Origin of the sequence: Microbulbifer discodermiae, assembly GCF_040742695.1 — a bacterium.
Lineage (GTDB): Bacteria > Pseudomonadota > Gammaproteobacteria > Pseudomonadales > Cellvibrionaceae > Microbulbifer.
Genome location: NZ_JBFLAB010000042.1, coordinates 1 through 23,179 on the forward strand (window position 1 = coordinate 1; position 23,179 = coordinate 23,179).

General features: G+C 57.5%; 18 protein-coding genes, 1 tRNA gene and 1 pseudogene. 11 read left to right on the forward strand and 9 right to left on the reverse strand.

Going from position 1 to position 23,179, the window contains the following annotated elements; translation table 11 throughout:
* The first annotated feature begins 541 nt into the window (after nt 1-541).
* The 3 genes and pseudogenes from AB1S50_RS14130 to AB1S50_RS14140 all read left to right on the forward strand — a co-directional run bounded on the left by AB1S50_RS14130 (nt 542) and on the right by AB1S50_RS14140 (nt 5,117).
* A complete protein-coding gene (locus AB1S50_RS14130) occupies nt 542-1,867 on the forward strand; it encodes an RHS repeat-associated core domain-containing protein (RefSeq protein WP_367151496.1) in 1,326 nt (441 codons plus the stop codon).
* An 87-nt stretch (nt 1,868-1,954) separates the two neighbouring features.
* Nucleotides 1,955-2,430 (forward strand): annotated as a pseudogene (locus tag AB1S50_RS14135) (IS5 family transposase); the annotation flags it as partial.
* Nucleotides 2,431-3,971: 1,541 nt separating this feature from the next.
* Entirely contained in the window at nt 3,972-5,117 is a 1,146-nt protein-coding gene (locus AB1S50_RS14140) for a hypothetical protein (RefSeq protein ID WP_367151497.1), read from the forward strand.
* 204 nt (nt 5,118-5,321) lie between these two features.
* Here the strand turns inward: AB1S50_RS14140 and AB1S50_RS14145 are convergent, their stop codons facing one another.
* Both AB1S50_RS14145 and AB1S50_RS14150 read right to left on the reverse strand, forming a co-directional pair.
* The gene (locus AB1S50_RS14145; RefSeq protein WP_367151499.1) at nt 5,322-5,756 is read right to left on the reverse strand and encodes a thermonuclease family protein; all 435 of its coding nucleotides are present in this window, start codon (nt 5,754-5,756) and stop codon (nt 5,322-5,324) included.
* Between the two features lie 60 nt (nt 5,757-5,816).
* Nucleotides 5,817-5,903 (reverse strand) — tRNA-Leu (locus AB1S50_RS14150).
* Nucleotides 5,904-6,156: 253 nt separating this feature from the next.
* Between AB1S50_RS14150 and rnr the strand changes: the two genes are divergently transcribed.
* Nucleotides 6,157-8,847, forward strand: coding sequence for a ribonuclease R (gene rnr / locus AB1S50_RS14155; RefSeq protein ID WP_367151500.1), 2,691 nt, complete (start codon nt 6,157-6,159; stop codon nt 8,845-8,847).
* Nucleotides 8,848-8,850: 3 nt separating this feature from the next.
* On the forward strand, nt 8,851-9,603 hold the full coding sequence (gene rlmB / locus AB1S50_RS14160) for a 23S rRNA (guanosine(2251)-2'-O)-methyltransferase RlmB (protein WP_367151501.1): 753 nt from the start codon (nt 8,851-8,853) through the stop codon (nt 9,601-9,603).
* 36 nt (nt 9,604-9,639) lie between these two features.
* Here the strand turns inward: rlmB and AB1S50_RS14165 are convergent, their stop codons facing one another.
* Nucleotides 9,640-10,347 (reverse strand): 2OG-Fe(II) oxygenase, encoded by a 708-nt coding sequence (locus AB1S50_RS14165; RefSeq protein WP_367151503.1) that lies wholly within the window; start codon nt 10,345-10,347, stop codon nt 9,640-9,642.
* A 251-nt stretch (nt 10,348-10,598) separates the two neighbouring features.
* On the opposite strand from AB1S50_RS14165, the gene rpsF reads away from it, so the two are divergent.
* The 6 genes from rpsF to AB1S50_RS14195 all read left to right on the forward strand — a co-directional run bounded on the left by rpsF (nt 10,599) and on the right by AB1S50_RS14195 (nt 15,332).
* On the forward strand, nt 10,599-11,051 hold the full coding sequence (gene rpsF / locus AB1S50_RS14170; protein WP_367151505.1) for a 30S ribosomal protein S6: 453 nt from the start codon (nt 10,599-10,601) through the stop codon (nt 11,049-11,051).
* Between the two features lie 11 nt (nt 11,052-11,062).
* Nucleotides 11,063-11,293: a 30S ribosomal protein S18 gene (gene rpsR / locus AB1S50_RS14175; protein WP_020411626.1), complete on the forward strand. Its 231-nt coding sequence runs from the start codon at nt 11,063-11,065 to the stop codon at nt 11,291-11,293.
* 35 nt (nt 11,294-11,328) lie between these two features.
* A complete protein-coding gene (locus tag AB1S50_RS14180) occupies nt 11,329-12,162 on the forward strand; it encodes a hypothetical protein (protein ID WP_367151506.1) in 834 nt (277 codons plus the stop codon).
* Between the two features lie 37 nt (nt 12,163-12,199).
* Nucleotides 12,200-12,646, forward strand: coding sequence for a 50S ribosomal protein L9 (gene rplI, locus AB1S50_RS14185; protein WP_367151507.1), 447 nt, complete (start codon nt 12,200-12,202; stop codon nt 12,644-12,646).
* A 108-nt stretch (nt 12,647-12,754) separates the two neighbouring features.
* On the forward strand, nt 12,755-14,194 hold the full coding sequence (gene dnaB, locus AB1S50_RS14190) for a replicative DNA helicase (protein ID WP_367151509.1): 1,440 nt from the start codon (nt 12,755-12,757) through the stop codon (nt 14,192-14,194).
* Nucleotides 14,195-14,228: 34 nt separating this feature from the next.
* Entirely contained in the window at nt 14,229-15,332 is a 1,104-nt protein-coding gene (locus tag AB1S50_RS14195; RefSeq protein WP_367151510.1) for a winged helix-turn-helix domain-containing protein, read from the forward strand.
* Nucleotides 15,333-15,657: 325 nt separating this feature from the next.
* On the opposite strand, the gene AB1S50_RS14200 is transcribed toward AB1S50_RS14195, so the two are convergent.
* From AB1S50_RS14200 to AB1S50_RS14225, 6 genes are all read right to left on the reverse strand, one after another.
* Nucleotides 15,658-16,320 carry a DUF6515 family protein gene (locus tag AB1S50_RS14200; protein WP_367151511.1) on the reverse strand — a complete coding sequence of 221 codons (663 nt, stop codon included), beginning with the start codon at nt 16,318-16,320 and terminating at the stop codon, nt 15,658-15,660.
* A 147-nt stretch (nt 16,321-16,467) separates the two neighbouring features.
* A complete protein-coding gene (speB, locus tag AB1S50_RS14205) occupies nt 16,468-17,343 on the reverse strand; it encodes an agmatinase (protein WP_367151512.1) in 876 nt (291 codons plus the stop codon).
* Between the two features lie 37 nt (nt 17,344-17,380).
* Nucleotides 17,381-18,574: a carboxynorspermidine decarboxylase gene (gene nspC / locus AB1S50_RS14210; protein WP_367151513.1), complete on the reverse strand. Its 1,194-nt coding sequence runs from the start codon at nt 18,572-18,574 to the stop codon at nt 17,381-17,383.
* A gap of 67 nt (nt 18,575-18,641) precedes the next feature.
* A complete protein-coding gene (locus tag AB1S50_RS14215; RefSeq protein WP_367151514.1) occupies nt 18,642-19,850 on the reverse strand; it encodes a saccharopine dehydrogenase family protein in 1,209 nt (402 codons plus the stop codon).
* 134 nt (nt 19,851-19,984) lie between these two features.
* Nucleotides 19,985-21,907 carry a biosynthetic arginine decarboxylase gene (gene speA, locus AB1S50_RS14220; protein ID WP_367151515.1) on the reverse strand — a complete coding sequence of 641 codons (1,923 nt, stop codon included), beginning with the start codon at nt 21,905-21,907 and terminating at the stop codon, nt 19,985-19,987.
* Nucleotides 21,908-22,220: 313 nt separating this feature from the next.
* Complete coding sequence (locus AB1S50_RS14225) at nt 22,221-23,156, reverse strand: alpha/beta hydrolase family protein (RefSeq protein ID WP_367151516.1); 936 nt, start codon at nt 23,154-23,156, stop codon at nt 22,221-22,223.
* Nucleotides 23,157-23,179 lie beyond the last annotated feature (23 nt).

A 23,179-nucleotide genomic window follows, 5' to 3' on the forward strand; every position in this document is an offset into this window, starting at 1 on the left:
TCACCGGGTGCTGCGTTTGAAAACGGTGCTGGATGCGGCTTGATGTCTCGAACAACCGATGAAAGCGGCCCTGTCGACAAAGCAATACACTCCCTTAACAACGCAATAGCAGTGGACGGCTACTGGGAGCTGGGTGAGTATTTGGTAATGCGCAGGGACTAAGAAGGCCTGGATGTATCAACCTCTTCAATCGACGCAAGTCCGTCACTTCATTTAGATAAGGATTATCCATAGGGAGTCGCTATAAAAAACTATTTACAATTAAAATAATCAAATTCTAATTTGAGACATTGGTCACATTTAGGCGCTTAAAATACACAAAAAACTATATTAGAATTAATGTCATGTTAGACAGGTGATGAGTAAAAAGCTGAATTAATTAAGTTTGATACGAGGGTAGAGAGCAACTGGCCAGGCCAGTTATTAGTCATTAAGTCAATCGCGCTATTTGCCTTCCCTTTCGCAACATCACGAAGCTGTAAAGCAGTGAGCAAAGAATGAGAGCACGTAGAAGTCATACCCCATATAGTGAAGTATAAAGATGAATTATAAAAACCGTAATAACTCATTTGTTCCGTTCAATAGCGCTGGTAAAACGGCAGTGAACAAGTCAAGACGCACCTTTTTAAAGCAGTCCAGTATTGCGGCAGCGACAACAAGTCTTGCCTCGCTTGGTATTGCCACTTCACGGCCTGCGCGGGCTACAGAGCAAAGTGGATTCAACCGTTTGTCGACAAATTCAATGGGGTTTAATGGCCATCGTCAGGATCCCGTGAGTGGACTCTACCACTTAGGTAACGGCTATCGAGTATATAACCCGGGATTAATACGATTCCATGCCGCGGATTCTATGAGTCCTTTTGGTAGAGGTGGGATAAATAGTTATGCTTATGCATTAGGTGATCCTATCAACTTACGTGACCCCAGTGGGCACTTTGCGCTTTTCAGTTTGCTCATTGGTGCCATTATAGGCGCGGTGATTGGAGCGGTCGTTTCCGCTGCGGTGGAAGGAATCAGGGCGGCAGCTACGGGTGACGAATTTGATTTCAAGCAAGTATTTATCGGAGCGGCTCTCGGCTTTATCAGTGGAGGATTTGGTGCTGCAGCTATTGGCGCTAAAACAGGGGTTCAGGTGGGCTTAGCGGTGGCGGATGCTGTGGTTTCTGGTGCTGCCGATTTTGGATTGAATGTGGCCGCAGGTTCGAACCTTAGAGACGCCGGTGTGGGCGCTGGAGTAGGTGCTACGATTGGGCTAGTGACCTTTGGCTTAGGAAAGGGGATTGGTACGGTGGTCAATAAAGTAAGTAGAAAGCTTGTGCGACAAAATAATCGAATAGGCTTTTTGCTTTCTCCCACAGGTGGAAAATCTAAATTGGCATCATCTACAGGGGAGCAAAGAGCGTTAGACGCATCTGTGAATAGAATAGATCAACAAATTAGCGGCGCACTTTCAAGTGATACCACTCTCGACTTTGTTTGGGTTAGAAACGTAAAAACATCGAATTTAACTCCTGTAACTGGCAATTACTCACCAAATGAAGGATCTGCTGCCCTTCTCATACATTCTGATGGAGCAAACCTTTTGATCAAAGGAGATCCTTATAGTCCTAAATCCGTAGCAAATAAAATTACAGGTTTACCTGGTTACGGTGCAAGGCAAAATGAAGCTTTAATATTGGGTGCTTGTAAAGCAGGCCAGTGTGGACATGGTTCAATCGCTCAACAATTTGCAGATACAACGCGTAGACCTGTAATAGCTACAGAGGGTCTTGTCCATTTAAATACAAATAATGAACAATCAATCTTAACATCCTTATACAGTGATAGACCTTTTTCAAAATTCAACCCTCTTCCTTTGTATCCTTGATTCAATTAGGTGGGGTAGCGTAAGCGGGTGCTGTTGTAAGTGCTACTGGTTAGGATCTATTCACACTAAATCTTGTATAATCCCTTCATGGAAATTACAGCGCAACAATACAAAATTATCGAAGATTTTCTGTCTCTACAGCCAGCGCGGCAACGTGAAAATATCCAACTTACAAGCGCTGAACGCCATTTTTTACATAGCCGAGTATGGTTGCAAATGGCGGGGACTACCGAAGAAATTCGGCCGTTGGCATAGCGTATACATGCGGGCGAATCGTTGGGCCAAGCAAGGTGTACTGGATAGGGCCTTTCTGGCACTCCAGAAAAATAATGTGATCAATATCCAGGTCGATCATATCTCTCTTGATTCTACGGCTGTTACAGTTCACCCAGACGGCACTAGCGAGTTAAAAAAACGGTCCTCAATCTATCGGCAAATCACGAGCAGAATGGACCACCAAGATTCATATGGTTGCAGCCGACCACAACCGCGCAGTAGTATTTTCTCTGTCACCGGGGCAGGCTGGAGACGCTCCGGAGGGCCGAAAGCTGCTAAAAAGCCTTGAGAACTGCGGTTGGTATGGCGGCATAGCCTCCATGGACTATGGAAATGGCATCACCCAGAGCTATAGCTACGACCTGGACGGCCGGCTGGAAACCGTCACTGCCAGCGGCATTGGCAATGTCCGCTCTGACTTCTACACCTATGACTTGGCCAACAATATCACCGGCATCGCCGACAGCCTGGATACCAACAAAGACAGGGCCTTTGTCTACGACAATCTGAACCGCCTCACCGGCGAAGGCTATATCGCCGGCCAGAACGACTATCAGTACGATGCAGTGGGCAACCGCACCCAAAAGGACGCCACCGACACTGGCGGTACCCCGAGCACCACCAGCTACAGCCACGAGGCTACCTCCAATCGTTTAACGCAAAGGGACAGTCAGCCCTGGGTGACCGATGCCGCCGGCAACACCACCAGTATCGACGGGGGACAGCAGCAGCACAGCTACAACCACGCCAACCGGCTCAAAACCTATACCGAAAACAGCACACTCAAAGGTACCTACTACTACAACGCCATCGGCCAGCGGGTACGCACCGACAAGGCCGAGGACGCACTGCTGCACTACAACCTGGGCGGCCAGTATCTGGGTGAAACCAGGTACGCCAGCAACGGTACCGACATCCAGAGCCGGGTTGACTATATCTACCTGGACACCATGCCGGTCGCACAGATCGAGGTCACTTACAACAATGGCCAGGTACAGGGCACCACTCTGACCTATCTGCACACTGATCACCTCAATACCCCGCGCATTGGTACCAACAGCAGCGAAGCCATTGTCTGGTGCTGGGACAGCGATGCTTTCGGGCGGTTGACACCGGATACCGATCCGGACAACGATACCAAACCAACCACGGTCAACCTGCGTTTTCCGGGACAGATCAAGGGAGAGGAAGCCCGCGCGATTGCAACTACTTTATAAGTTAAATGTATAAATATCTGCTATTAATTATTTTAATTTTCGCTGAATATGCAAATGCATCCGATTGCAGTCAATCGCAATCTGTAAATCGTGTCGACGAAAGGAGCAGAAGGCTATTTATTGCCACTAATAAACCCGTAGATTTTAGTGAAAATAATATAAAAAATTGATTCCATTTTATTCCGAATACATCAAGAATTCTCATGGAGGATGGAGTGCTGACTGGGTAATAAATATATTCAGCAACGAAAATATGTTGGCTACATTGGTGAAGAAGCAGTGAGGCAATACGTTACTGATGGAAGCTGGAGTGAAAATTATCTAGCTGAATATACTCATCTGGATAATAAGATAGATTTATATCCGACCAAAAAATAGCCTGATGACAGACCCTAAACTTTATACAGAGTAGATAACATGCCTCGTCGTTTAAAAGTTATTCGGTAAAAGATAAGCTCTCCAGCTATTTTAAGGGCTCAAGAAAATAGCTGGGAAGATGACAGAAGTACAAAGATTCAGATGCTCATAAAGAGTGCGTTAGATGAAAAATAAATACTGGGATATAATACAACAGCCTGAACTCAGGCTGTTTATTTAAAGGGAAATTCAAGATGTTAAAATATAATCGATTAGCAGTGATTGCAACTAACTTTATTCCAATTATTGCTTTGATGTTCTTTTTCACTGGGCCGGTGAGCGCTGAAACTCAAACTTGCAAAATATCGCGTACCTCCGATTCTCGTCCACCTATACGATGGAATTATCAAGATAATCCTAAATACGACAAAAAAACTTCAACTTACAATTCAGAGGTATGTAATGTACCTGAAGGTAGCATAATTAAGTCATTAAAAATAGGATATGGGTTTGAGAGAAAAACAGAGGCGTTGCCAAACGGTATGCTGCAAGGATGGTATGGTTTAGAAGTAAAAGGAAGCTCTCCAGATTTACCTTCAAGTATCGTCGGATTTTCGCGAGAGTCAGGTGTATTTGTAGGCTTTCCTAATGATCTTATAGGGATAGAAGAGAACCCTCACGTTGTCACTGGATTTGAAGGCATAGACCTGCATAATTTAAGGCTTGACATCTCCTCTAATTTGAGGCGCATGAGTAATTTCAATTGTAGTTTTGATGTGATTGGGTGCTTAGGTTTCTTACATGCGACATATACACTTTACATTGACTACGAACTTGCTACCCCTTTAATTCCACTTCCGCCTGCATGGGTTGTTGCAGTAGCATCAGGCAGGAATATTACGGTTCGATGGGAGGATGTTGGTGGTGTCACCTATAAAATAGCCGTAAAATATAACAATGAAGATTGGACTGACTATAGCTATTCGCCATCGCCAGAGACATCTTCTGTAATGACGTGGGACAATCAGATTTCCGGCGACAGAATATATAGAGTCGTTGCGTGTAATAGTGCGGGCTGCTCAGAACCTTCAATGATATCAAACCAAATAACAATTGAAGCAGAAGTATTTAAGTTGGCAGCTCCCAGTGCACCTGTTGCAACTGTTTCTGGTTCTCGTATTTATGTTGATTGGGGGGCAGTATCTGGTGCTGATAGGTATGCAGTTTCAATTAAATTTAATAATCAGGATTGGTCAGAATTCACATATTTCACAAGTGACAGTACTCCACGGATGTCATGGGATAAGCTTAGTTCTGGCTCATACCAATATCGTGTTAAAGCTTGTAAGGATGGTATTTGTTATGATTCTTCTCAATCATCAAATATAGCTCTTAACTAACCTCTTTTGGCCGGTAAAAGCAACGCTAGTAGAAGCGTTGCTTTTTTCGGAGTAAGGAAACGGTTGATGAAAGTCAGTATCACTCTGAGCACTACCGCCGGGAGGTATTCAAAACACTGTGTCAGCCAAGCAGCCTCATGGGCTGATGTGTTTCTTCATACGAAGCGGATGGCTGATTTCGATAAAGTGAGATCAGCCCCCGCATCAATTCCGCCTCTTGCCCCCATGATACTCATACCCAAAGTTAGCGCCTATGAGTAGCTGATCTAGCCGCTCACCATCTATCCATACCTCAGCGAGCAGCCGGAAATACTTGTCCCGCTCTATCTCCTCCAAGCGCACTTCCTGGGCATCACGGAGCAGGGTGACAGCGAATTGTTTGGCTTTTCGTGCCAGTTCCTTTTCAGCCTGGCATTTGCCCCGCAACTCCGGGGTGTCTACCCCTTTGACTCTGACGCCGATGCGCTTGCCGACTATATCGGGCCATCCTGGGACATTGGCCGTGAAGGAGTCACCGTTATAGATGGAGACTACCTCTACGGGTCGAGCGAGGACCAGAGTAGGGAGGAAGAGGAGGGCAAAGATCAGTGTTCTTATGGACTGAGGGAGTCCTTGGTGTAGCTCTTGCTGAAGAGCCAAAGTGCACTGCACCAGATTTGCACCAAAAGCCTATTAATTGATTGATTTATAAGAGGTTTTTGGTGCCCAGGAGAAGACTTGAACTTCCACGACCGTTAGGTCACTAGCACCTGAAGCTAGCGCGTCTACCAATTCCGCCACCTGGGCAATCAACGGCGTTGACCGTTGAGGAGGCGCACTATAGAGACTTGTCCCTGGGGTGTCAACGACCTGCTGCGGCTTTTTCGTCCCGGCTCGCGGAGGTCGGGAAATGTGCGTAAATCGCTTATACTGCTCATCAATAGATGCAAACTTCCGGTTTTACCTGCCGGCCCTCAGACCTCCTTCACCAAGCGCACAAGTCCCCGGAAGGCTCCGGAGCCGTCCGAGGGGCAGGCCAATTCGGACCACGGATATTATTTTGACTCGAAATACGACCCCTATGGACGCCGACCCGCACGCGGAGCGGGAAGCGGAGAAATACGACAAGCCGGTTCCCAGCCGCGAATACCTGTTGCAGCTGCTGGAGCGGCAGCCGGGCCCGGTGTCCTGGGAGACACTGGCGGATGTGTTGGAACTGGCGGACGAGGATCGCCGGGAGGGGGTGCGCCGGCGCCTAATCGCCATGTCCCGCGACGGCCAGATCGCCAGCAACCGCGCCGGCGATTTCGGCGTGCTGGAAAAGATGAGCCTGGTGCGCGGCCGGGTGATTGGGCACCGGGATGGTTTTGGCTTCGTTACCCCGCGGGAGGGGGGCGAGGACCTGTTTCTCTCCCACCGGCAGATGCGCAAGGTCTTTGACGGCGATGAAGTGCTGGTGCGGGAAACGCCTGGGGGCTTCCGCGGCAAGCGGGAAGCGGCGGTGGTGCGGGTTATCCAACACAATACGCGCCAGTTGGCGGGGCGGTTGTTCCGGGAAAACGGTATCTGCTTTGTGCGGCCGGACAATCCGCGCATCAGCCTGGACGTTATGGTTGCGGCGGAGAAGACCGCCGATGCGGGTCACGGCCAGTATGTGGTGGTGGATATCATCGCCCAGCCGGGAAGGGATTCACTGCCCCAGGGGGAGGTGGTGGAGGTGCTGGGTGACCATCTGGCGCCGGGGATGGAGATAGACCTGGCGATCCGCAACTACGGACTGCCCCACACCTGGCCGGCGGCGGTGCAGCTGGAGGTGGACGCCATCCCGGAAGAGGTGGAGGAGCGCCACAAGAAGGGGCGGGTGGACCTGCGCCATTTGCCGCTGGTGACCATCGATGGGGAGGACGCGCGCGACTTCGATGACGCCGTGTTCTGTGAAATGACCGCCGATGACAGCTGGAAACTGCTGGTGGCGATCGCGGATGTATCCCACTATGTGCATCCGGGCAGCGCCCTGGACCAGGAGGCGCACAGCCGGGGCAACTCGGTCTATTTCCCCGATTTCGTGTTGCCGATGCTGCCGGAAAAACTGTCCAACGGCCTCTGTTCCCTGAACCCGGAAGTGGACCGCTTGTGCATGGTGTGCGAAATGCACATAGGCAGCGATGGGAATATCCGGAATTTCCGCTTTTTCGAGGGCGTGATGCGCAGCCATGCGCGGCTGACTTATACCCAGGTGGGCCAGATTGTGGCCGAGCGGGACAACCGCAGCAGCGGATTGCGCAAACAGTTCGCCGCGCTGACACCGCACCTGGACAATTTGCACCAGCTCTATGCGGCGCTGCGGGGAGCGCGGGACCGGCGCGGCGCCATCGATTTCGAGACCACCGAAACCCGGATTCTCTTCGACCCGCAGCGCAAGATAGAACGCATAGTGCCGGTCACCCGCAACGACGCCCACAAGATGATCGAGGAGGCGATGCTGGCGGCCAATGTGTGCGCGGCGCAGCTGATGACGCTGTCGGGCCAGCCGGGCCTGTACCGGGTGCACGATGTGCCCAAGGAGGAAAAGCTCTCCAATTTGCGCGAATACCTGGGTGAGCTGGGCCTGCGCCTGCCCGGTGGTGCCGAGCCCCGGCCGAAGGATTTCCAGGCGTTGCTGGAGCAGGTAGAGGGGCGCGCGGATGCCCACATCATCCAGATGATGTTGCTGCGCTCCATGAACCAGGCGCTGTACCAGCCGGAGAATCGCGGCCACTTTGGCCTGGATTACGATTCCTACGCGCATTTCACCTCGCCCATCCGCCGCTATCCGGACCTGCTGCTGCACCGGTTGCTGCGCTGGTTGATTCGCAACGGCAGCGCCAACGAGCGGGCTGTGGCGGAAAAGGTGCACGCAGTGCCGGGCGCGGAGGCGCTGCAGCGGGAAAAAATCACGCCCTACGACACAGGTGCCATGGTACAGCTGGGGGAGCACTGCTCCATGACCGAGCGCCGCGCGGACGACGCGACGCGGGATGTGGTGAGTTGGCTGAGGTGCGAATACCTGCAGGATCATGTGGGCGAGGTCTACCCGGGGGTGATCAGTGCGGTCACCGGTTTCGGCCTGTTTGTGGAGCTGGACCAGTTCTATGTGGAGGGGCTGATTCACGTTTCCTCGCTGCCGAAGGATTACTATCGTTTCGAGCAGGCCCACCAGCGTTTGATCGGCGAGCGCAGCGGCCAGCGCTATCACCTGGGGGATTCGGTCACGGTCAGGGTGGCCAGGGTGGACCTGGAAGAGCGCAAGGTGGACTTTGTACTGGAGCGGCTGTTGCCGCGCCGAAAGCGCGATAACACTGAGGTCAGTGCGCGGGCCATGGAACTGGCGGTGGAACACCAACAGGAGCGGCGCCGGCGCGGCAAGGCGGTCGAGGGGGCTGCGGACAAGGCGGATAAAGAGCCGCGCGGCAAGGCCAGTCCCTGGGGCCGGCGTGCGGAGGTTGCGGCGGCGACGCCGTTTCGCAAGCGCAAGGTGGGTGCCACGGAAGCGGAGCCGGTAGCGCCGCAGCCGGAAGCCCCGGCCGAACCGGAGGCAGATGGGGACGAGCAGCCGCGCAGGCGCCGCGGACCCAGGCGTACGCCCCCGCGCAAGGGCGGCAAACGCCCGGCGGTGGCGGCCCGCAAGGCGTCGCAGAAGGCCGAGAAAAAAGGTAAGAGCCAAAAAAAGAAACCGCAAAAGAAAAAAGCCCCCAAAGGTAAGAAGAAATAAATCGTGGCGGAGCAGTTAATTTACGGCCTGCACTCGGTGCAGGCCCTGTTGAAGAGCGCACCGCAACAGGTGCAGCAGCTGTTGCTGCTGCGCGGGCGCAAAGATATGCGCCTGCAGAAAATCCTCAGCCAGGCGGAGAAAAGCGCGATTGCGGTGCGCTTTGTGGACCGCCAGGCGCTGGACGAAAAAGTGGGCGAGGCGGGCAATCACCAGGGCGTGGTGGCGATTTGCGCGGGCGAGACGCGGGTGCAGGACGAGCAGTTTTTGCGGCAGCTGCTGCAGGAGCTGGCCGCCAGCGGGGAGGCCCCGTTTCTGTTGATCCTGGACGGCGTGACCGACCCCCATAACCTGGGTGCCTGTCTGCGTTCCGCCGAGGCCGCGGGCGTGCACGCGGTGATCGCCCCCAAAGACAAATCCGCCGGCCTGACGCCCACGGCGCGCAAGGTGGCCTGCGGTGCTGCGGAGGTGCTGCCGTTTGTGACGGTGACCAACCTGGCCCGCACCCTGGAGCAGCTGAAGCAGGCCGGTGTCTGGATTTTCGGGGCCGCGGGTGAAGCAGAACAGAATATTTACCAGAGCCAGCTCACCGGCCCGCTGGCACTGGTGATGGGCGCGGAGGGCAGCGGCCTGCGCCGGCTGACGCGGGAAAAATGCGATTACCTGCTGAAGATTCCGATGGCGGGCGAGGTGAGCAGCCTGAATGTGTCGGTGGCGGCGGGGGTGTGCCTGTTCGAGGCCGTGCGGCAGCGGCGCTGAGGCCGGCTTTCCGCCCCGGCAGCCGTACCCTGCCGCTCAAGCGCCCCCGGCGTAGAGCTCCTGCGCCGGGCGATACATCACCCAGGAGGTGAGGACATACTTGTCGCCGGATAGCGGCGCATTGCCGCGGTGGGTGTGGGTGAAGCCGCAGGGGGACAGTATGAGGTGGCCCCGGCGCGGCTTGATTTTGGTTCCCTGGTAACAGAATTCCGTCTCGCCACCCTCCTCCACATCATTCAGGTACAGGAGCCAGAACAGCACCCTGTGCAGCGACTTCTGCGCCGGGTCACTGGGGTGGGGGTAGTGCTCCGAGTGCCAGTGAAAGAAGCCGCCCCGGGTCTGCTCATAGTGCTGGAAATTGATCTGGTCGAGGCGGTAGAAGCCCGCGATCAGCGCCTGCAGCTGGCGATCATCCAGCTTGCCAATGTCCCCGCTGGCCAGGTTGTGCCTCTTGCCGGTGTCCTGGTCCAGGAGGGCCGGGGACAGGGCGCCGGTGAGCATATGGGGGTAGCGGCGGCAGTATGCCATTAAGCCGTAGCTGACCATCTTATTGATGGTGGCGCACTCGTCGCGCCAGTGGTCCAGGTAGGAAATATACAGGTCGGTACTGTTTTTCTTGTTTTGGTCGACGCCGGAGCCGGTGCGCCCGGGCTGCTTGTGGGTATCGTCGCGGAAGCGCCCGATCAGTCGATCGCAGTAGTCCGCCGGGGCCATGTCCTCGAACAGCACAATCATTGAATCCATGGTTTTCTCCTGCACCGAAGGTTGCGTGCGACCGCTGGGGATAAGCTGAGACGAAGACTGGCCGGGATCCTGCAACTGGACGGCCGGGGCTGCCGGTAGGGGTCCGTTTCAGCGGGGCCGGTCAACTTGCAACCAACCGGGCGAATGCATAGAATACGCCGCCCGCAATGGGCCCCTTGTTTAGCCGGGGCCATTGTACTCCTTGCCTCACCGGACTGTCCGGGGGGCTGCTTAAACCGTAAGGAGCCGAAATGCGTCATTACGAAATTGTATTCCTGGTCCACCCGGATCAGAGCGAGCAGGTGCCCGGTATGGTAGAGCGCTACACCGCTGCCATCAAGGACAGCGGTGGCCAGGTCCACCGTCTGGAAGACTGGGGCCGCCGCCGCCTGGCCTATCCAATCAACAAGATCCACAAGGCGCACTACGTTCTGATGAACGTCGAGTGCACCGAGGAAGCGCTGCAGGAGCTGACCACCAACTTCCGCTACAACGATGCGGTGCTGCGCAACCTGGTGATGCGCGAAGACGAGGCCATCACCGAGGAAAGCCCGATCATGAAAGCGGAGAAGGAGAGCCGTGAACGCAAGGCGGCGCGCGCTGAACGCACTGAGCGTCGCGAGCGCACTGAGCGCCCCGAGCGGGAGGAAAAGCCTTCCACGGAGGAAACCGAGTCTTCTGATAACGCTGCAAGCGAAGAATAAGGGGTTAGCACATGGCACGTTTTTTTCGTCGTCGTAAGTTCTGCCGTTTCACCGCTGAAGGCGTAAAGCGTATCGATTACAAAGATCTCGATACCCTGAAGGCCTACATCTCCGAGACCGGCAAGATAGTACCGAGCCGTATTACGGGCACCAAGGCCAAGTACCAGCGCCAGCTGGCCACAGCGGTCAAGCGCGCCCGCTACCTGGCACTGCTGCCTTACACGGACAGCCACGAAGCCTAGGGCTGCCGGGGCATTAACAGAGAAGCTATCTGACCGTGCGCGCTCTGGCTGAATTCATCATGCGCGGGCGCGTGCGCGCGATACTCATCACCATGGTGGGTATCCCGCTGATCAGCCCGGCGGCACTGGCCCTGGTGAGCCTGCGCCGCGGCAGCAGCGACGGCCTGATGGTACTGGCCTGGGGGCTGCTGCCACTGGTGACCGCGGGTTTAAGCGGTTATCTGTCGCCGCTGATGACGGGCCTCGGGGTCGGCCATCTGGTCGCGGTCTTCTGTGCCGCTATGGCCCTGCGGGGCACCCGTTCCTGGAGCGTCGCCCTGGTGGTGGCCACCCTGGTGGCGGTAGCAGGTATCCTGCTCAATGCGCAGCTCAACGGCGGTTTGCTGGAGAGTCTGCTGCAGGCGGCCGAGGAGACCAGCGCTGAACAGGCCGCACAGCTGCGGCAGATATTCGGTAGCGAGATCCTTGCCACCGGATACCTGAGCTGGATGTCGGCGGTGACCGTGGTTCTGGCGCTGGTGCTGGGCCGCTGGTGGCAGGCGCTGTTGTACAATCCCGGCGGTTTTCGCCAGGAGTTCCACCAGCTGCGCATGCCGCTGCCACTGGCTGTGGTGGGAATGCTGGTCTGGGCCTACAGCCTGACCACCCAGGAGTACGCCTTCTGGGGTGCGGTGGCGGCCCTGCCGATGGTGGTGGCCGGCATAGGGCTGATTCACTGGCAGGTGGCCAGTCGAGGATGGGGACGGGGTCCCCTGGTGGCCATGTATGTGGCACTGGTACTGGCGACACTGCCAATGGCGGGCTTCCTTTGTGGTTTGGCACTGGTAGATAGCTGGATAGATATTCGCGAGCGTTTTGCCAAGAAATAGCGGGCGATCGCACAAAACTGAGATTGAGGAAACCGAGATGGAAGTTATTCTGCTCGATAAAGTAGGTAAGCTGGGCAATGTTGGTGACCGGGTGGAAGTGAAAGCCGGTTTCGGTCGCAACTTCCTCCTGCCCACGGGCAAGGCGGTTGCGGCTACCGCGGACAACGTTGCCAAGTTCGAAGCCGAGCGCGCCGAACTGGAGGCCGCCGCCGCGGCCAAGGTGGCAACTGCCGAGGGCCGCGCCGCACAACTGGCGGAAGTGTCTGTGACCATCGCCGCCAACGCCGGTGATGAAGGCAAGCTGTTTGGCTCCATCGGCACCCGCGATATCGCCGATGCGATCACCGCGGCCGGTGTCGAGGTGGCCAAAGCCGAGGTGAAGCTGCCGGAGGGTGCGCTGCGGGAAGTCGGAGAGTACGACGTCGATGTACAGCTGCACGCCGATGTGATTACCACCGTCAAGGTGATCGTCGAAGCCGAGTAAGCCGGGGACGCCTGCGGCAGCTGCCAGGGGCGGCGAGCCGCGCTACAATCGGGCGCTGGATCCCTATGGGTCCGGCGCCCTTTTTGTTTGTGCCTACAGATAACTGCCATGAACCAAGACGTCGAGCTGGAACAGGCCTTGCAGGCTGACGATTCCTCGCCCCTGCCCCATTCGGTGGAGGCGGAGCAGTCCGTACTGGGTGGGCTGATGCTGGACTCCAGCCGCCTCGACAGTGTCGCCGAGCAGCTTGGGGAGGAGGACTTCTTTGTCGCCGGCCACCGCAGCATCTTCGCGGTGATGGCGCAGCTGGCAGAGGCCGAGCAGCCGCTGGATATAGTGACCCTGGCGGAGGCGCTGGCCAGCCGCGAGCTGCTGGCGGAGGTGGGGGGCGCGGCCTACCTGGCGGAGCTGGCTGAAAACACGCCGTCGGCGGCCAATATCGTCGCCTACGCCAAGATAGTGCGCGAGCGCTCGATGCTGCGCCAGCTGATCGCCGCCGCCGGTGAAATCTCCCGCACCAGTTTCAATCCCGGCGGCCTGGCCTCGGCGGACCTGCTGCAGATGGCCGAGCGCCGCGTGGCCGAGATCGCCGAGGGGCGCACCAAGGAGGGCGGCTTTCTCGGGGTGGACGCCCTGCTGAAGAAGACCGTCGAGCGGATCGACGAGCTGTTCAAGTCCGAGGGCGACCTCACCGGCCTCAGCACCGGCCTCACCGAACTGGATCAGCGCACCTCCGGCTGGCAGCCCGGCGAGTTGGTGGTTGTGGCGGCGCGCCCGTCCATGGGCAAGACTGCGCTGGCACTCAACTTCGCTGAGAAAGCCATGCTGAGCCAGGACCGGCCGACGCTGGTGTTCAGTATGGAAATGCCGGCGGAGTCGCTGATCATGCGGATGCTGTCTTCCATCGGGCGCATAGACCAGACCCGCATTCGCAACGGCAAGCTGCAGGAGGAGGACTGGCCCAAGCTGTCGGGCGCGGTGCAGAAAATGCGCGGACGGCCCCTGTACATCGACGACACGCCGGCGCTGTCCCCCAGTGAAGTGCGGGCGCGCACCAAGCGCACCCTGCGCGACCACGCCAATATGCTGATGCGGGAGAACCCCAGGCTCAGCCACGAAGAGGCGGATGCCAGGAGCCTTCCGGCGCTGATCATGCTGGACTATCTGCAGCTGATGCAGGTCAAGGGCGCAAGTGAGGGGCGCACCCAGGAAATCTCCGAGATCTCCCGCTCCCTGAAGAGTCTGGCGAAGGAGTACGACTGCCCGGTGATCGCTTTATCGCAGTTAAACCGCGGTGTGGAGCAGCGCCCCAACAAGCGTCCCATGAACTCGGATCTGCGGGAATCCGGTGCCATCGAGCAGGACGCGGACGTGATACTTTTTATCTATCGGGACGAGTACTACAACGAGGACAGTCCGGACAAAGGGATGGCGGAACTCATTATCGGCAAGCAGCGCAACGGCGAAATAGGCACCTGCCGGGCGGCTTTTGTCGGCAAGTTCACCCGCTTCGACAACCTGGCGCCGGAGTACTACCAGGGGGAGTGAGTTTCCCCCGCCCACACTTGCCTGGGGAAGGGCCTTGCTGAGCGAGCGAAACCTGCGCGCCTTAGCCATAGAGCGCCAACATGTACACCGGCCCTGGGGCGGTGACCTGCCGTCCCTGATCCGCCACCTGGGCGCCCTGCAGCTGGACGCCATCCAGCGCATCACCCGCGCCCACCACCACCAGCTCTACACCCGGCTGCCGCGCTACCGGGAGAACCATCTCGGCGCTGCGGAGCAGAGGCGGGAGATCTTCGAGTACTGGTCCCACGCCGCTGCCTACTTACCCATGGAGCACTACCGCTTCGCCCGGGTGCGCATGAACCGCATCCGCGCCGGGCAGCGCCACTGGTATGAAAAAAATGCCCGCCTGTGCCGCTATGTGCTGGACCGCATCCGCTCCGAAGGGCCCCTCAGGGCGAGCGATTTCGTCCGCGCAAAAGGCGGCTGGTGGGCCTGGTCGGAGGAGAAGAAAGCGCTGGAGCAGCTGTTCCACGAGGGAGAGCTGATGGTCAGTCACCGGGAGGGCTTCCAGAAGGTGTTCGATCTGCCGGAGCGGCTGCTGCCGGCGGGAATCCGCACTGAAACCCCCAGCGATCTCGATTATGGCCGCCATCTGGTGCGCACATTTCTCACCGCCCAGGGGGTCGGGCGGCCGGAGGAGATCACCTATCTGCGCCGCCACGACAAGCCGGCGATACTGCAGGCCGTGGCCGCCATGTTGAAAAGCGGCGAACTGCAACCGTGCGGCGATGACCTGCTGCTGGCCACAGACGGCCAGCCGAGTCCCGCCAGGCCGGCGCGCAAGGTGCGCCTGTTGTCGCCCTTCGACCCGTTGGTATTGCAGCGCAAGCGCTTGAAAAGACTGTTTGGCTTCGACTACCAGCTGGAGTGCTACCTGCCGGCCCACAGGCGTCGCTACGGGTACTTCTGCCTGCCGATACTCTATGGCGACCGGTTTGCCGGCCTGGTGGACCTGAAGGCGGACCGGGAGGCGGGGTTGATGCGTACCGAATCCGTGCACTGGCGGGAGGGGCCGGGCCCGGCGCTGAAGGCCAGCTTTGGCCTGGCCCTGCGGCAGTTCGCGCGCTTCCACGGGCTGGCGGCGGACGACTGGCGAAAATCCTCCAGAGTCCGCTAGCAGGCTGCTGAAAAGTACTTTTTCAACAGCCTGTTGTCCCAAACAGGGATGTTCGGGCCGCAAATCAAGCGTGTAAATGCGTGATTTGTCGTGGAGGGTTTGCGGACATGCGCGGCAAACCCGGTTTGAGGAAAGCCAGGGAAGGCCTTTTCGATAGCCTCTAACAGGCTGTTGAAATTCGAAGAATTTCGACGCCTGGTACCGGAATATGGATGTTCCGGCAAAATCGGCGACGCCTAAGTCGTTGATTTTGGGAGAAAAGTGAAAATCACATTTTTCGCTTTTCGTGTGTTGAAAAAGGCAGGATGCCTTTTTCAACAACCTGCTAAAGGCGCACCACCAGGAAGACCTCGCGTCCGTCGCGCATTGTGGGTATGAAATAGGTGTTGCCGTAGCGGTAGTACTGGATTCCGTTGATGACTTCGGCGCTATAGCCGACGGGCAGTGTCTCCAGTACCTGGCCCGGCGTATAGGGTGAACCGGGCGTGCCCGGTGCCGCTGCAGCCGCGGCCGTAACCACATGCCCCGGAGGCGGCGGCACCACTATGTAGGTGCCGGTGGCGGGCCGCCACTGGTAAAAAGCGTCCGCATACTGATAGAAGACGGCACCGCCGACGGTGACAGGTACCGCGCTCGCCGGCAGTGTGACCACTGAGGCGCCCAGGGGGGCGGACACCACCACGAAACCGGCAGGGCTCGGCCGATAGAAAAAGCCGCCGCCATAGTAGTAGGGTTGGCCCCCCACGCGCAGGCTGACAAAGCCCTGGGGCAGCACCGGGAAGGTGAACCCGATGGAAACACGCGGGCCGCCGTGGTAACGGTAGGGGTACCGATATGGATAGCGGTAGGGGCGATGGTGATGGTGCGAATGGTACCGGTGGCCATGGCGATCGTGCCCCGGGGACCGCGCATCGGCGGGTGGCGCAAACGCAAAGGCCCCCAGTGCCAGCAGGGCGATTACACCTAGCAGCGTTTTGACCGTTTTCACAGAAGTCTCCGGGAGAGTGATCACTTACTTTGGTCAAAGTTTAACCTGCTGGAGGCGTATTGCGCCATAGTTTCCGGTTAAGAATTGTGAACTTTAGCGGCTGGCTGAAAAAGTAGCTTTCAGCCAGCTGTCAGAGGCTGTCACTCCCTATGGGCGGTTGCGCTGCACTATGCCCATCAGCTTGTACAGCAATTGTGCGGCGGCGAAATCGTAGGCGTGAAAGCCCTCTATGGGGGCGAACTCCAGTAGGTCGAAGCCGATGATCCGCCGCTGCCGGGCCACGGATTCGAACAGGCCCAGAGTCTGATACCAACCCAGCCCGCCGGGCACCGGCGTCCCCGTGGAGGGGAAGACCGAGGGGTCTATGCCGTCGACGTCCAACGTGAAGAATACCTTGGAGGGGAATTCCTCCGGCAGCTGGAAGTCCTGCACGTTGGTGGGCACCAGCTGGTGCGCATCCAGGTAGTGCACGCCGTATCGCTGGCGGGTTTCCTTTTCCTCCTCGCAGTAGGCGCGGATGCCCAGCTGAAACAGCGGCAGGCCCGCTTCCACCACCAGGCGCATCACACTGGCGTGGCTGTGTTTCTGGCCCTCATAGCGGTCGCGCAGGTCCGCATGCGCGTCGATCTGCACCACGCCGAAGTCGGTGATGCCGGCGTCCAGAAAGCCTTTGATCACCCCCCAGGTGACCGAGTGCTCCCCACCGATGCCCACTGGCATTCCGCCCATCCGCAAAACCGCCTCCGTGGCGCCGGCGATCCTGTCCATCACCTGCTCCGGATCGCCGGATACGTCCACAGGGGGGTGGGTAAAGATGCCCAGGTCACAGGGGGAGGAGAAGTTGTCAAAAGTCTCCAGTTGCCAGGAAGCAGCCAGTATCGACGCCGGTCCCCGGCCGGTGCCACCGCCGTAGGATACTGTCGCCTCGTAGGGAATCGGCAGTATGTGAAACAGCGCCTGCCGGGCCTCTGGCTGGGTTATTTCAGAGCCGAGAAAGATAGGGTAGGTGGATTCTGGGCACATATTGCTACTCTTGAGCGGAGCGTCGGGAGACGGGAGTTTATGACAGCCGGCTCTTGAACGCCCGGTAACCAAATTGTTTGACGATTCTCAGGGCATCGGTATCCGAGTTCCACAGGGCGATGGCCGGCAGTTGGATACCGTTGAAGGTGTTGGTCTTGACCATGGTGTAGTAGGCCATCTCCTCGAATACCAGCCGGTCGCCGACCCGCAGCGGGTCGGCGAAACTGTACTCGCCAATGGTGTCCCCCGCCAGGCAGCTCTGGCCCCCCAGCCGGTAGTCGTGGGGCAGTTCCCCCGGCCGCGCCGCGCCGGTGATCTGCGGGCGGTAGGGCATCTCCAGCACGTCCGGCATATGGCAGGTGGCCGATGTATCCAGGATCGCCTGGGCCTGCCCGTTCCAGGTGACATCCACCACCTCGCTGACCAGAACGCCGGCAAACAGCGCTATGGCCTCGCCGGGCTCCAGGTACACCTGCACGTCATATTTGTCGCGGAAGGCGCGCACCGCCGCCACCAATGCGTCCACCTGGTAGTCCCGGCGGGTGATATGGTGCCCGCCGCCGAAGTTGATCCACTCCATGCGCGGGATCAGGTCCCCAAACTTCTCCTCCACCGCGGCGATGGTGCGCTCCAGGGGGGCGAAGTCCTGCTCGCAAAGGGTGTGAAAATGCAGCCCGGTGATACCGTCCAGTGCCTCCCCGGAAAAGAGTGAGCGGACTATGCCGAGCCGGGAGCAGGGTGCGCAGGGGTCGTAGAGGGCTGTGTGCCCTTCCGAATGTTCCGGGTTGATGCGCAGGCCGAAGCGCAGCTCCGGGCGCGACTGCTGTGCGCGCAGACACAGGGATTTGTACCTGTGCCACTGGGAGAAGGAGTTGAACACTATATGGTGGGCGAAGGTCACCAACTGCCGCAGTTCCCGCTCCTTGAAGCCGGCGCTGAACACGTGCACCTCGCGGTCCAGGTCGCGGCCGCCGTACTCCTCGTAGGCGAGTTTGGCCTCGTGCAGGCCGCTGGCACAGACGCCGCTCAGGTATTGGGCCACCAGGTTTCCGGTACTGAACATGGAGAATGCCTTGAGTGCCGCCAGTACCCTGGCGCCACTGCGCGCCTGCACTTCCGCCAGCAGCGTCAGGTTGTCCCGCAGCGCCACTTCATCCACCACAAAACAGGGCGAGGGCACTCGGGTGGGATCGAATTCTCCAAAGTAGTCTTTGCGCGGCGTCAGGTCCATGGGTTGCGGCTACCATCGAAGCGGCTGGGGTGAAAGGCGCCGGTCGGCGGGACCGGCGCGCGGCGGATCAAGTGAACGGTTGGTCCAGCCAGGTTTCCTGCCAGGGCAGGCCGTACTGGTTCAGGTCGGCCATAAAGGGGTCCGGGTCCAGCTGCTCCAGGTTCCAGACGCCGGGTTGCATCCACTTGCCCTCCAGCATCAGCTTGGCCCCGATCATCGCCGGCACGCCGGTAGTGTACGAGATCGCCTGGGACTCTACCTCTTTGTAACACGCCTGGTGATCGCTGATGTTGTAGACGTAATAGATTTTTTCCCCGTCGCTTTCCTGCGCACCTTTGGGGGTGCCGCGCACGATATTGCCGATACAGGTCTTGCCTTTGGTCAGCGGGCCGAGACTGGCCGGATCCGGCAGCAGTGTCTTGAGAAACTGGATCGGCACTATCTCCCGGCCCTGAAACTCTACCGGCTCTATGCCCGTCATGCCGACGTTTTGCAGCACTTCCAGGTGCTTGAGGTAGTTGTCGGAGAAAGTCATCCAGAAGCGCGCCCGCTCGATTTCCGGGAAGTGCTTGGAGAGCGACTCCAGCTCCTCGTGGTAGAGCAGGTAGATATCCTTTTCGCCAATACCGGCGGGGAAATCGAACACCCGCTTCTCCTGCATGGGTTTGGTGGTCACCCAGTGCCCCTTCTCCCAGTAACGGCCGTTGGCGGTGATCTCGCGGATATTGATTTCCGGGTTGAAATTGGTTGCGAAGGGCAAGCCGTGGTCGCCCGCATTGCAGTCGATGATATCCAGGGTCCGGATGCGGTCGAAATGGTGCTTGCGCGCGTAAGCGGTAAAGACGCTGGTCACACCGGGATCGAAGCCGCTGCCCAGCAGTGCCATCAGGCCGGCCTGCTGGAATCTCTCCTGGTAGGCCCACTGCCATTTGTATTCGAACTTGGCCTCTTCCGGCGGTTCATAGTTGGCGGTGTCCAGGTAGTGTACACCGGTTTCCAGGCAGGCATCCATTATGTGCAGGTCCTGGTAGGGCAGGGCCACATTGATGACCAGCTGTGGTTTCACCTTTTCTATCAGTGCCACCATGGCCCCCACATCGTCCGCGTCGACTTCCGCGGTATCTATCTTCCGGGGCAGCATGGCCGCTATCCTGTCGCATTTGCTTTTGGTGCGGCTCGCGAGCGTGATCCGTTCGAAAACCCCTTCCACCTGCGCGCACTTATGCGCTACCACCTGTCCCACGCCACCGGCGCCGACAATCAAAACACTGGCCATGTACATACTCCTCTTTCATTTGCGCCAGAGCATTGCCGCCCTGGGAAATTGCCCGTAATCGCCTTTATCCCAAGGGTGCGCGCCTTGTCCAGCGGTGTTTTATCCCGCCCACCGGATGCCTGGTGCGCTATCCCTTATCTCTCGAAATAGGTGTACCCGTCCATGCTCGCGGTATAGGTGTGCAGAATCTGCTTGCGCTGCTGTGGACTGATACGGCCACTTTTTACCGCGGCTTCCGCCCGCCTGCGAAACCGCTCCAATAAATCCTGGGGCCGGTATTCCACATAGCTGAGCACGTCGGCGATACTGTCGCCGTGAATTTCATGGCTGTAATCGAAGCTGCCGTCGGCGTGAATACGCACACTCACCACATTGGTGTCGCCAAACAAATTGTGCAGGTCACCGAGGGTTTCCTGGTAGGCCCCCACCAGGAAGGCACCGAGTATATAGTCCTCCCCTTCTTTTAACGGATGCAGTGGCAGAGTTTTCTGTTCGCCATGGCGGCCGATAAAGCGGTCTATCTTGCCATCACAGTCGCAGGTGATGTCGGCGATGATGCCGGTGCGGGTCGGCGCCTCGTCGTGCCGGTGAATGGGTGCCAGCGGAAATACCTGGTCGATGGCCCAGATGTCGGGCAGGGACTGGAAGACGCTGACGTTCGCATAGTAGATGTCCGAAACCAGTTCCGGCAGGGTTTGCAGGTCAACCGGCACCTCGTCCGCCTCGTCCAGCAGCGAGCGGATTTTCTGCGCCGCGCGCAGGAAATAATTTTCCGCCTGGGCCCGCTCGCGCAGGCCGACCTGCCCGTGCAGGTAGAGAGCGCGGATCTCATCCCGATAATAGAGGGCGTCGTTGTAACTCTCCTGCAAATTGTCAGTGGTGACACTGTTTACCAAGGCTTCCAGATAACGCAGCATGGGGTGGGCCTGCTCGGAAACCCGCCCCTCTCCCAACTCCACAGCCTCGTAACGGGTGGTATCGAGGATGTCGAACAACAGTACCGAAGAGTAAGCCACACTGGCCCGGCCAGATTCGGTGATGATCACCGGGTGGGATACCCCTTCGCTGTCCAGTGTATCCATGATGGCTTCCACCACATCGATACAGTATTCGTCCAGGGAATAATTCTTGCTGTGAGCACAGTTGGTCTTGGAGCCATCGTAGTCCACCGCCAGGCCGCCTCCCAGGTCCAGGTAACCCATCGGCGCCCCTTCCTCCACCAGATCCGCATAGTAGCGGCAGGCTTCCAGGACCCCGGTACGGATATCGCGGATGTTGGGCACCTGGGAGCCCAGGTGGTAGTGCAGTAACTGCAGGCAATCCAGCATATTGTGGCTGCGCAGCTGGTCCACCATTGCGATCAGGTCGTTGCTGCCCAGGCCGAAAATACTGCGGTCCCCACTGGTGGCGTTCCAGTGGCCACCCACCCTGGAGGCGAGTTTGACCCGCACCCCAATCGACGGGCGTACCTGCTCGCGCTCGGCACAGCGAATAATGGTATCCACTTCGGAGGGGGTCTCGACGACGAAAAATATCCGCATCCCCAGGCGCTGTGCCTGCAGCCCCAGATTGATGAATTCCTCGTCCTTGTAACCGTTGCAAATAATCAAAGCGTCGGTATTTTCCAGAGCGGACAGGGCCACTATCAGCTCCGCCTTGCTGCCCGCCTCCAGGCCGTGGGCAAAGGGTCCGCCGGCCCTGGCGACCTCCTCGATCACCTGGGCCTGCTGGTTTACCTTGATGGGGAATACGCCGCGGAAAACATTGTTGTAGCCACAGCTGCTGATGGCGCGGGCGAAGGAATTATTGATGCGGGCAATCTGGGCTTCGAGCAGGTTTTCTATGCGCACCAGCAGTGGCATGCTCAGTCCCCGCTCCGTGGCCCCCCGGGCTATATCCAACAGTGACACCTGGCACGCTGTGCCTTCACCGAATTCAACACCAACGGTGATTTCGCCGTCATCGCGCAAATCAAAATAACCGGCACCCCACTTGCGGATACCATACAGCTCGGTGGAATCTTCGCTGGTCCAGTGGTGTATTTTCCGGGATTTCATCACGCCAATCCGCTCAGCCTGTTTCGGGTCGCGAATATTGCGGTCGGCGCTGGCGGAAAGCAATAGTTAAATGCGGAAAGGCGAGCAATTTTTTGACAGAAAATTAAATTTTTATTCGGTTTTTTGGGGTGGGATAAAGGTGTATTGATGGGATTGATCAAAAGGCGCTATCGTTGGATTCGCCCTTCGGAAAATATGGCGCCACTGCCCGGTGCAATACCGGGTGGGGAAGCTGCTCTCAATTTGGTGGCGCGAATTGGTGGTGGGGGAAGTCCCGGCCATCGCCAAAACCATTGCTCCGGATTTTTTCAAGTCAGAGTTTCTTCTTGACGAAGTCGAGGAATTCCCGGTGAATCTCCCCGTTGGTCGCATGGCCTACTCCCGGGAAAGTATGAAACTCCACATTTGCCCCACTATCGATATACACTTTCTGACTATTTAACCAGCGGTCTGGTTGCATGAGTTTTCCCGTGGTGTTGTAGATGGTCTGCCTTTCAGCTTCGGAGTAGGCATCAGCGTAAGCAACCGCATCATTGGTGTCCTGTGCGCCCATAAAAAGAAACTGGGCAATGTTTTGCCAGCTATCCAGGTCAAAGTTGCTGCCAGTGATTGATTCGAAATCATTGATTCCAATGGGATAATTTAATGCATGTTTGTCGATACACTTTAGCGGCAACATTAAAGTGCCATTTAACCCACCGGCTACTACCATCGCGATTTTTTCAGGGTGTAAAAAAGAAAATCGGTTGGCAAAGGTGCCAGATGCTGAAAACCCCGCAAGCAGGATTTTGTCTTCAACAGCTGCCGACTTTTCACTCAACCTGTTTTTTGCATCCTCTATCATTGCGGCTAACTGGAGATCAAGCCTGTCGATAGCACTCGAACCTGCAGTCATGGTGTCCCTATCCAGCGCGTGCGTATAAATATGGTCCTGGGATTCCGGGCGGGGAAATACCGGCATCAGGATGGGAAAGGACAATTGCCTGGCCAGCCAGGGACCAACGGCATTGCCGCCGATAGCGCCTTTGGCAGCCGCATAGTGAAAGGAGAGGTTGTCGGACGGCTCACCGGTATTATTGGCCTCCACAATCAGGTAGGTTTTTTTATCGGGCTCCCAGGCATCAGGCAGTTTAAGCAAGTAGGGAAAATTGAATCCCTGTTCAGGACTGGCAGGCACTTCAATAACTGTGTTTGCATAACTGGCGCAGGCCAGAAAAGAGAAAGTCAATATTGCTATTATTTTATGCATGCTTATCCCGCTTAAAATTTTTT

Coding starts and splice junctions, on each gene's coding strand:
- nspC (WP_367151513.1), bottom strand. CDS start 18,574: ATGGACCTGACGCCGCGCAAAGACTACTTTGGAGAATTCGATCCCACC.
- speB (WP_367151512.1), bottom strand. CDS start 17,343: ATGTGCCCAGAATCCACCTACCCTATCTTTCTCGGCTCTGAAATAACC.
- rpsR (WP_020411626.1), top strand. CDS start 11,063: ATGGCACGTTTTTTTCGTCGTCGTAAGTTCTGCCGTTTCACCGCTGAA.
- AB1S50_RS14225 (WP_367151516.1), bottom strand. CDS start 23,156: ATGCATAAAATAATAGCAATATTGACTTTCTCTTTTCTGGCCTGCGCC.
- dnaB (WP_367151509.1), top strand. CDS start 12,755: ATGAACCAAGACGTCGAGCTGGAACAGGCCTTGCAGGCTGACGATTCC.
- AB1S50_RS14165 (WP_367151503.1), bottom strand. CDS start 10,347: ATGGATTCAATGATTGTGCTGTTCGAGGACATGGCCCCGGCGGACTAC.
- speA (WP_367151515.1), bottom strand. CDS start 21,907: ATGAAATCCCGGAAAATACACCACTGGACCAGCGAAGATTCCACCGAG.
- AB1S50_RS14215 (WP_367151514.1), bottom strand. CDS start 19,850: ATGGCCAGTGTTTTGATTGTCGGCGCCGGTGGCGTGGGACAGGTGGTA.
- rpsF (WP_367151505.1), top strand. CDS start 10,599: ATGCGTCATTACGAAATTGTATTCCTGGTCCACCCGGATCAGAGCGAG.
- AB1S50_RS14140 (WP_367151497.1), top strand. CDS start 3,972: ATGTTAAAATATAATCGATTAGCAGTGATTGCAACTAACTTTATTCCA.
- rplI (WP_367151507.1), top strand. CDS start 12,200: ATGGAAGTTATTCTGCTCGATAAAGTAGGTAAGCTGGGCAATGTTGGT.
- AB1S50_RS14130 (WP_367151496.1), top strand. CDS start 542: ATGAATTATAAAAACCGTAATAACTCATTTGTTCCGTTCAATAGCGCT.